Raw genomic sequence first — 9990 nt, forward strand, 5'->3', positions numbered from 1 at the left:
TCTTGCTCCAAGTCATTCAAAATTATAACACCGGCGAACTCAAAGTTGATAATGTTCCCGTTCCGACCATACAACCCGGCGGCATTCTTGTACGCACGATGTATTCTCTGATCAGCGCCGGCACGGAACGTACTACCGTCGAAACGGCTCAAAAAAGTTTAGTAGGTAAAGCCAAAAGCCGGCCGGACCTTGTAAAAAAAGTTCTTCAAGTTGCAAAACGGGACGGCGTCCTGGCTACATTGCAATTGGTCAAAAATAAACTGGATACGCCGGTGCCGCTCGGTTATAGCTCTGCCGGTTATGTTGTTGCTGTCGGAGAGGGCGTTACTGAGTTTGCCGTCGGTGATCGCGTGGCATGCGCAGGACAAGGTTATGCATCGCATTCGGAAGTCGTATATGTACCAATCAATCTGGCCGTAAAAGTACCGGAGCAGGTTCCGCTGGACGAAGCCGCTTACGCCACGCTGGGTGCGATTGCTTTGCAGGGTATTCGCCAATCGGAAGTCACTGTCGGTGACAATGTCGCAGTGATTGGGCTTGGCCTTCTGGGACTTCTCACCGTGCAGATGTTAAAATCCGCCGGATGCCGCGTTGTCGGTTTTGATATCAACCCCAATGCATGCGCACGGGCCAAATCAATGGGTGCCGATTATGCTCTGTCACCGACCGACGATATGGATGCTATGCTGCAAAAGCTTACGCGCGGGTACGGTGTGGATAGCGCGATTATTACAGCCGCTACGTCCGGCAATGAACCGATCATTCTCGCCGGAGATATTTGTCGTAATAAAGGGAATATGGTTATCGTCGGTGCCGTACCGGCTAATGTACCCCGCAGTCCCTTTTATGAAAAAGAAATTGATGTGCGATTTTCGCGGAGTTACGGTCCCGGTCGCTATGATGTGAAGTACGAAGAAGGCGGGATAGATTATCCGTATGGGTATGTCCGCTGGACAGAAAACCGAAACATGCAGGCTTTTTTGGATCTGATTGATGCCAAAAAAATCGACCTCCAGTCGGTTACTACCCATCGTTTTAAAATCGAAGACGCGATACAGGCTTACGACCTTATTACCGGTAAATCCAAGACCAAAGAGCCGCATATCGGGTTGCTTTTGACGTATGATCATCGCACGCCGGATAGCAGCGATACGGTATTTCAAATCCGGGAATCGAGCGAATTCCCTCCGCTCGAAGGACGCGTTCGCATTGGTTTTATCGGTGCAGGAAGTTTTGCGCAAAATTATTTATTGCCCCATTTGAAAAAAAACAAACGCGTTCAACTTATCGCAGTTGCTACATCCAAAGGGGTCACCTCGTCGGGCGTTGCTAAAAAATTCAAATTCCGCGAAGCAGCCTCCGATGATCGTTCGATAGCAACGCATACGGATATTGATACCGTTTTTATAGCTACGCGCCATCACCAACATGCGGATCAAGTGAATCAATGTTTACGTAAAGGTAAATCCGTTTTTGTCGAGAAACCTCTGGCGCTCAATATGGAACAGCTTCAGTCCGTCATTGACACGCACAATCAAACCGGCGGACGCGTGATGGTCGGATTTAATCGTCGTTTTTCTCCGACGATTCAAGAGGTAAGAAAATTTTTTGATAAAAAAGTACAACCGGCGATGATACATTATCGCATCAATGCCGGATTCGTCCCCAAAGAACACTGGACTCAGGATGCGGCGCAAGGCGGAGGTCGCATAATCGGCGAAGTCTGCCACTTTGTTGACCTGATCATGTATCTTACGGGTTCTCTGCCGATCAAAGTGTATGCGGACACGATCTCAAGCAATCTGGATTCGCTGATCGCTCATGATAACGCTTCTATTACGTTTAAGTTTCGCGATGGTTCGATCGGAACGATCGAATACGTTGCTGTGGGCGACAAATCGTTCCCCAAAGAACGTATCGAAATGTATTGCGAAAACTCAGTCGCGGTGATTGATGATTTCAAAAAGTGCACTCTGACGCGCAACGGAAAAACGAAAACTTTTGGCGGCTCCAGGCAGGAGAAAGGTTACAAACAGTGTGTGGAATCTTTTATCGGATCAATTCAGTCCGGTCAAGACGCACCGATCCCCTTACGCGAATCCGTCAATGCGATGATTGCCACGTTCAAAATTCTCGAATCGCTTCAACTCGGTCGCCCGGTTGATATTGTGTTGGATGACCGTCAGGATTTTCTTTCCGGGTTATCTCGCATCTACACCGAACACCTAAAAACAGACTAATCAATCTCCCCCTGTATAACAGCATTTATGGATCTCACCACCACACGTGACGCATTTCAAAAACTGGAACGATACATACAACAACGTGACTATAGCGGATATGATTGCTATGATGCGTTGATCTCTCCGTTCCTAAGTTTTATTACAAAGCCACATAAATATCTTCGTATTGCTGCGATTCAGTTCATCAAAAAATGCCCAATCAATCTTCGCCCTGTTTTATTTGTAAAGCCCGGCCACAACCCCAAAGGCCTGGGACTTTTCTTGTCGGCCACGGCAATGGCTTACCGCGCAACCGATGATAAAAATTATTTGAAATCGCTGGAACATTTGACTACTTTGCTCCGCCAAAATGAAAGTCAGGGTTATTCGGGCAGTTGTTGGGGTTATAATTTTGACTGGCAAAGCCGTGTGTTCTTTGTACCCAAATATACGCCGACCATCGTCAATACGTCGTTTGTCGCTCAGGCTTTCGTTGATGCGTTTATTGCGACAGGCCGCGAAGAGTTTTTAGTGAAGGCACGTTCGGCGTGTGATTTTATCATGCGCGATCTGTATCATACCCGGGAGGGTGACCGACTTTCGTTTAGCTATACACCGATAGATCGGCTCAAAGTACATAACGCCAACATTCTCGGTGCGGGTCTTCTGGCAAGGGTTTATGCCCATACCAAAGAAAAAGAATTATATGATTATGCCAAAGCCAGCGCCGAATATGTTTTACATTATCAGCGCCCCGACGGCTCCTGGTATTATGCCGAAGAAACGATCCAGCATTGGATTGATAGCTTTCATACCGGGTTTGTGCTGGATTCCCTGGATTGGTATGTCCGCGGAACGGGCGATCAAACACCTGTGAATGCGATAAAAACCGGTTTTCGTTATTACATAGAGAATTTCTTTTTAGAGGACGGAACACCCAAGTATTATCACGACAGAATATATCCGATCGACGCGCACAGTCCGGCTCAAGCTTTTGTGACGCTTACGCGTTTAGGCGGACTGGATCAGCGGGCTTCAAATATTCGGGATCATGTTCGCGATTGGACGTTGCTCCATATGCGTTCACCGAAAGGATATTTTTACTTTCAAAAGCATCCGAATTATATAAACAAGATACCTTATATGCGATGGGTTCAAGCCTGGTCATATTACGGTTTAGCGCATCTGCTATTTTACGATACGTTTAAGGAGATTCATGGTTATTCTCGGTATTAGCACCGGTCATGATGCCGGAGCTTGTGTAATGATTGACGGCAAGATCATTTCTGCAATCAATGAAGAACGTCTCAATCGAAAAAAAATGTATTGGGGCTTTCCGACGCTTTCAATCCCCGAATGTTTGCGTTTGGCGCAAATAAAGCCGGGTGCTATTCAAGCCGTAGCGATCGCCGGTACCAGTTCCACACGTGCCAAACCTATGGAGTTTGGTTACAAATCCGTCGGTGGTTTTCGTCGTATTTTTGCCGAACTCAGCCGTACACCCCTGACCGGGCTTTTGATGGGAACGGAAATCGGCACTAAACTAACGCGAAAAGTATTCGAATCTTCTTTTTTCCGCGGCACTTCTGAAATTGATTCGGCTCTCAGCGCGGCGGGTATTCACGCACCCATTCATTTTATTGATCACCATTTATCCCATGCGACGTCGGCTTATTATACGTCGGGTTGGAATGACTGCGTGACCATCACGCTGGATGCCAGTGGTGACGGTTGGTGTTCGCGCGTGTACGATTGTGAAAACGGTACGATGAAACTGATCAACTCCATTCCTGCTTATCATTCACCGGGTTTCTATTATTGTTATGTGACCCATTTGCTCGGTTTTATCGCGCTGCGTCACGAAGGCAAGGTTACCGGGCTCGCCGCATTCGGCAAGTCTGATCAAACAGCCGCTATCTTTAGTGAACGTATCGCCTATGATTCAAACAAATTTCGTTTTGATAACCGTGGCGGATGGCTCCAAGGTGAAATGGCGCATCTTCAAAAACAGCTCGAAGGATTCAGTAAAGAAGACATTGCTGCAGGAATCCAAAAACATCTTGAAGATATGGTTACGGCCTACGCAAAAGACGTTGTACGTAAAACCGGCCGTAAGCGCATCGCATTGAGCGGCGGTGTATTTTCTAATGTCAAACTCAACCAAGATGTATGGAAATCCACCGGGGTCGAAGAAGTTTATGTTTTCCCCAACATGGGAGACGGCGGATTGTCTACGGGCGCGGCTTTTGAGGTATTTCGTCAGCAAAAAGGAACGTGCCAACCCTATCGTTTGCACGATGTATATTTGGGCACTTCGTACAACGACAGTGAAATTGAAACGGCGCTCCGGCAATCCGGATTCCCCTACAAACGCTATGACAACGTAGAAGATGAAATAGGCCGATTGCTCTCGGAGAAAAAAATTGTCGCGCGTTTTAACGGCGGTATGGAGTACGGTCCGCGCGCGCTGGGCAATCGCTCGATTCTCTATCATTGCCAGGATCGTACGGTCAATGCGTGGCTCAACGATCAGCTGAATCGTACGGAATTCATGCCGTTTGCACCGGTGTTACTTAAAGAAGACGCGCATGAATACCTCACCGATTATGATCCCAACCGCGCCTACTCTGCGGAACATATGACCATTACGTACAGCGTAACCCAAAAATGTGCTGACACGGCGCCGGCCATCACACACGTTGATCAAACGGCCAGACCGCAATTGGTCACCGAAGATCTTAACGCCTCGTATTATCGCATCCTAAAAGCTTATAAACAGCGCACAGGGCATTCGATTTTGGTCAATACCAGTTTCAATATGCATGAGGAGCCGATCGTGCGCTCGCCGGAAGAAGCGATCAAAGCCTACGAACAAAGCCGATTACACGCTTTGGCTATCGGTAACTATATCGTCGAAGTGGACTGGTCAACGCGCCCATGATCGATACCTTGCATACCATACGCGTACTTGGTTTTCCGACGACTACATTGGATCGGCGATCTCTGCTGTCGGAGATTAACCGCTGGATCACCGTGCGTGATGCTTCACGCCATCTCATGGCACTCAACCCTATCAAAGTGATCCGTTCACGCAACGAAGCCGACCTCGTTCGTCACATTATGCAGGCGGATATGGTATACCCTGACGCGTTCGGTATCAGTTGGGCTATGAGTGTTTTCTCCGGAAATAAATTTAAACCGATTCCCGGTTGCGATCTGATGCTGGACCTTTTTGCCATGGCGGCTCAATCCGGATACAAAATTTTCCTTCTCGGCGCTTCAGAAACCGTTGTATCCGAAGCCGTACAATACATTGCGACGCACCACGCCGGTGCGCAAATTGCTGGCTTTCGCCACGGTTATTTTTCAAGTGACGATGAAAAACAAAAAACAGTTCAGCAAATCATTGATGCCCGCCCTGACATGGTATTTGTTGCAATGGGTGCACTGGTGCAGGAAAACTGGATACAGGCGATACAGAAAGCTTGTACTCATCAAAATATCTCCATACCTTTGCTCATGGGTGTAGGCGGCAGTTTTGACGCGATCACAGGGCATGTTCCCCGTCCTCCGCGATGGATGTTACGCCTGCATTTGGAGTGGCTTTTCCGATTATTACAACAGCCGTTTCGCGCTCCACGTATGCTGGCGCTGCCCAAATTTGCCACCCTTGTGCTTTTGAAAAAATGGTTTGGTATCAATACGGATGTACAGACCGACGATTTCAAAAAAAATTAAAATTCATTTCAGGAATTCACTTTGTCTTTTATAGCTACATTTCTCGCCGGACTTATAATCGCCGTCGGTGTTACACCGATGCTTCGCAAAAAACTTTTGGCGCGCGGCGTTATTGACCAACCGGATGCACGCAAAGTCCATACGAGAGCGATTCCTCGCCTTGGCGGTGTTGCAATCTATTTAGGATTTGTTGTCGCCGTATTAACGGCCTATGCTCTTAAAGGCGCTGCTTTTGATGAAAAAATCACTCAATTCGTAGGCCTGCTCGTTGCAGGAACATTTATCGCCGTCGTTGGTGTTTTTGATGATGTATATAATGTTCGTGCGATTTACAAACTTTTTACGCAAATCGCGGCAGCTTTGATTTTGATAGCATTTGACATTTCTATGGGCAGTTTATCCAACCCGTTCGGTGGATCTATTGAGCTTGGTGTATGGAATTATCCGGTTACCATTTTTTGGGTCATCGGCGTTATTAACGCGATCAACCTCGTGGACGGTCTGGATGGATTGGCATCCGGTGTTTCGCTTATCGTTACAATGACTATTTTCCTCATCGCTCTGTATCTTGAAAAAACATACGTGGCATTGATCGCGCTGGGATTAGCCGGGAGCATACTCGGTTTTTTGAGGCATAATTTTTATCCGGCTAAAATTTTTATGGGCGATACCGGAAGCATGTTTATCGGTTTGATGATTTCTGCGTTGGGTTTGATCAGCTCTCAAAAATCGGCCGTCAGCTTTGCGATATTAGTTCCTTTTATTGCTTTGGGCTATCCCGTCATTGATACGGCACTGGCTATTTTTCGGAGAGCACGCGCAGGGAAAAGTATTTTTACGGCAGATCGTGAGCATATACATCATATTCTTTTATCGTACGGATATTCTCATCCCAAAACGGTTATTTTTTTATACGTCATATGCCTTTTCTTTGCGACGATGGCATTCCTCTTTGCCGTATATAATAAATCCGGCACATTCACGGTCGGCGTTTTGTTTTTTGTACTCATATTTATTTTTCTTTTTATCCGCATGATAACGGATTTTAAAAAGAAAACTGAAGAAGATCAGGAAACAGACGATCTGTGAAAAATATCATCCGCATCGTAATCATCTACGGTATCTTCGGTTCCTGTGCGCTTCACGCACAAACTCATGCCGATCATTCCGCGTCCGTTTTTATTCCCATAGATCACTGGATGTATTCTTACATCACTCTTCTCCAGGATCGCGGGCATTTGACTTCGCTCAACCCTTCGGTAAGGCCTTATACGCGAAAAGAAGTATTCGGGGCGGTAAAAAAATTGAACCCGACCGATCTTTCTTCTGCTGAAAAAAAATGGATCCAACATATCCGGGAAGAATTATCGGATGTTGCAGAAGAGGTCGCCTGTGTGGATACGACTCTGATTCGCACTTCATTGGAAGGCCGGTTATCGCTGCGTCGCCAGCAAAAAGATACGCATGGCGATTATTTTGTGAAACCCAACCTCGAAATATCATCGGATAATTTCGCCATACATTTGCGCGCGCGCATAGATCATGCACTGCGCCGGGACACCAATTATCAGGGGCGTAAACAAAGTATCGGTGGCGCATATCTCCCCGATGCCTATGCTCTTCTTCAATGGAAGAATGTTCGATTAACCGTCGGTCATTATTCGACAAACTGGGGACCTTTTGAAAATAAAAGCCTCATTGTGTCTGCCAATCCGTATCCCTATGAGCGGATCGAACTATCTTGGACTACAAGAAGGATATCTATTCGAAGCTTTGTTGCGCAGTTAGATCACGCGTACAATGCGGGGCGGTATTTTTCTGCGCACAGGATGGATATTCGTCTGCCTCACGGTATTAATCTGGGTATCACCGAATCCGTTATTCATGGAAATGCCGATAAGACACAGCCGATAAATTGGAAATACCTCAATCCCGTCAATATTTTTGCCGAAGCGCAATTAAATGGCGGCGGCGATGCGAATGAAAATATCGCTTTCGATGCGTATGTACCGTTAGGTCGGTTTGTGTTTAAAGGTCAGTTCCTCGTCGACGATTTGATTCTCGACGGCCCGGACAAACCGGCGCCGAATCGAAAGACATCGCCGGATCGGCTGGGATTTCTGATCACAGGTATTATTAATAATCCCGGTCTCCCATCGTCTCAAGCCCAGCTCGATTACGAACGTGTCAGCTCTTATACGTACAACATTAAATCATCGCGTCCATGGCAATCCTACACCCATAATGGATTGGGTCTTGGCAGCCCGCGTAATGATCGCGATGCATGGATACTGATGTGGCGCTATTTTGGTTTTGAGCGTTGGTTGTTGTCTTTGGAAAGTGGTTTTTTTCGCCAAGGCGAGCGCAATTTGAGCAGTCATGATTTTACCGATTCGACCATGACCGTGGGCAAATTTCCCAGAGGTTTAGTCGAAAAAACGTGGCGATTAGGCATTCAGGCCGATTATTTTCACGCTCATAATTTCTGGGCTACTTGTAAAATATCAACTGACAATGTCCGCAACCGTTCTAACAAAAAAACTCCTCTGCGGCATTACTTGAATGTATTTGTTTCACTTAATTATCAGATAGATCGATATCTTAACATATAGGACTAAGCAATGAACATTCTCGGCATATCCTGTTTTTATCATGATTCGGCGGCCGCCTTGGTACGCGACGGAAAGATCATCGCCGCTGCACAAGAAGAGCGTTTTACTCGAAAAAAACACGATGATAATTTTCCAAAACACGCCGTGGAATTTTGTCTTAAAACAGCCGGTATTGATATGTCGCAAATTGACGTCGTCGCGTTTTATGAAAAACCGCTCGTCAAATTTGAACGATTGCTTCGTACTTATTTTGCTTATGCGCCGATAGGATTCAATTCGTTTATCAAGGCCATGCCGCAGTGGATCAGAAAAAAACTCTGGATGCAGGAGCTTCTGCTGGAGGAGTTACCGGGCTTTAAAGGAAAAATCATATATCCGGAACATCACGAATCGCACGCTGCAGCGGCTTTTTTCCCGTCTCCGTTTCAAGATGCCGCCTTTTTGACGATCGATGGTGTCGGTGAATGGACTACGACCAGTTTTGGAACCGGGCGCGGGAATAAAATACAAATAGACTACGAAATTCATTTCCCGCATTCACTCGGTCTCTTGTATTCCGCATTTACGTATTATACGGGATTTAAAGTTAATTCAGGCGAATACAAAGTCATGGGTCTTGCTCCGTACGGCGAACCCAAATACGTCGATCTGATCTACAAACATCTGATTGACCTCAAAGAAGACGGGTCGTTTCGGATGAATATGGACTATTTTGATTTCGCCGCAGGCCTCACAATGACCAATGCTAAATTTGACGCAATCTTCGGCGGACCGCCGCGTAAACCGGAAAGCCGCCTGGGGCAACGTGAAATGGATCTAGCCAAGTCCGTGCAAGTGGTCACCGAAGAAATAATGATGCGTATGTCCAAACATGTACGGAAAATCACCGGTCAAAAAAATCTCTGTTTGGCCGGCGGGGTGGCGCTCAATTGCGTGGCCAACGGCAAACTTCTCAAAGAACGTGTTTTTGAAAATGTATGGATACAACCGGCCGCAGGCGACGCAGGCAGCGCATTGGGTGCCGCACTTTTCGGTTGGTATCAATATGCCAACAACCCGCGCAACGCCGATAATAAAAATGATACACAGTTTGCTTCGTACCTCGGTCCTGATTTTACGGACGCCGAAATTGAAGCCTATTTAATATCCCACGATATCCCTTACAAAAAACACGATCGCTCTGCTATGGTACAATCCGTCGCCGGCATCCTAGCCGACGAAAAGGTCGTGGGTTGGTTTCAAAACCGTATGGAATTCGGCCCGCGTGCATTGGGCTCACGCAGTATCATCGGCGACGCCCGTTCTACGAAAATGCAATCCGTAATGAACCTGAAGATCAAATACCGCGAATCATTCCGCCCGTTTGCGCCGAGCGTTTTGCGTGAAAAAATGACGGATTATTTTGACGTGGATTACGA

At 46.8% G+C, this 9990-nt stretch carries 7 protein-coding genes; all 7 read left to right on the forward strand.

The features are described 5' to 3' along the window. Positions 1 to 2: 2 nt before the first annotated feature. Positions 3 to 2240: a Gfo/Idh/MocA family oxidoreductase gene (locus HUU58_14145; GenBank protein NUN46814.1), complete on the forward strand. Its 2238-nt coding sequence runs from the start codon at positions 3 to 5 to the stop codon at positions 2238 to 2240. A gap of 27 nt (positions 2241 to 2267) precedes the next feature. Beyond that, positions 2268 to 3458: a delta-aminolevulinic acid dehydratase gene (locus HUU58_14150; protein NUN46815.1), complete on the forward strand. Its 1191-nt coding sequence runs from the start codon at positions 2268 to 2270 to the stop codon at positions 3456 to 3458. Then, complete coding sequence (locus HUU58_14155; GenBank protein NUN46816.1) at positions 3439 to 5163, forward strand: hypothetical protein; 1725 nt, start codon at positions 3439 to 3441, stop codon at positions 5161 to 5163. The genes HUU58_14150 and HUU58_14155 overlap by 20 nt, the downstream gene beginning before the upstream one ends. Continuing rightward, positions 5160 to 5960, forward strand: coding sequence for a WecB/TagA/CpsF family glycosyltransferase (locus HUU58_14160; GenBank protein ID NUN46817.1), 801 nt, complete (start codon positions 5160 to 5162; stop codon positions 5958 to 5960). Before HUU58_14155 ends, HUU58_14160 begins: the two co-directional genes overlap by 4 nt. 21 nt (positions 5961 to 5981) lie before the next feature. Next, complete coding sequence (locus HUU58_14165) at positions 5982 to 7049, forward strand: undecaprenyl/decaprenyl-phosphate alpha-N-acetylglucosaminyl 1-phosphate transferase (GenBank protein ID NUN46818.1); 1068 nt, start codon at positions 5982 to 5984, stop codon at positions 7047 to 7049. Further along, positions 7046 to 8572 carry a hypothetical protein gene (locus HUU58_14170; protein ID NUN46819.1) on the forward strand — a complete coding sequence of 509 codons (1527 nt, stop codon included), beginning with the start codon at positions 7046 to 7048 and terminating at the stop codon, positions 8570 to 8572. The genes HUU58_14165 and HUU58_14170 overlap by 4 nt, the downstream gene beginning before the upstream one ends. Before the next feature lie 9 nt (positions 8573 to 8581). Continuing rightward, positions 8582 to 9990: hypothetical protein (locus tag HUU58_14175; protein ID NUN46820.1), on the forward strand; the 1409-nt coding region annotated here is incomplete at its 3' end.

Source organism: bacterium (genome assembly GCA_013360215.1).
Taxonomy (GTDB): Bacteria; CLD3; CLD3; order SB21; family SB21; genus JABWCP01.